Raw genomic sequence first — 331 nt, forward strand, 5'->3', positions numbered from 1 at the left:
GGCTAACCCATTATTGACCGCGATTGGTATTACAGCCCCCCTCACCAACAGCCGCCCCCACCCAACCGGACCACTCCTCTTTGGTCAAATAACACCCTATTTATTATTCGATATAAATATGCAATCGATTTCCATAATGAAAATGAGTTGTTTACCCAATCCTCATCCATTAATTATATAATTTTTAAAGCAAAGATCGGTAAAATCCGCTAATCTTGGTCGCAGTGGCTTAGTTAGTTTGGTATCTGCAGTAAAAATCATGAAAAAAGACGAATTTCAAAAATCCACCGCAAATCTAAAAAAAGCGGTGCCTCTTATGATGAAGAACCTG

General features: G+C 39.3%; 1 protein-coding gene. It reads left to right on the forward strand.

Annotation, left to right across the window (positions count from 1 at the left end; translation table 11 throughout):
- A partial coding sequence (locus tag AB4653_RS29085; protein WP_372106111.1) for a hypothetical protein occupies positions 1-181 on the forward strand: 181 nt, incomplete at its 5' end.
- Positions 182-331 lie beyond the last annotated feature (150 nt).

This window comes from Vibrio sp. 10N.222.48.A3 (genome assembly GCF_041475345.1).
GTDB classification, from domain to species: domain Bacteria; phylum Pseudomonadota; class Gammaproteobacteria; order Enterobacterales; family Vibrionaceae; genus Vibrio; species Vibrio tasmaniensis_A.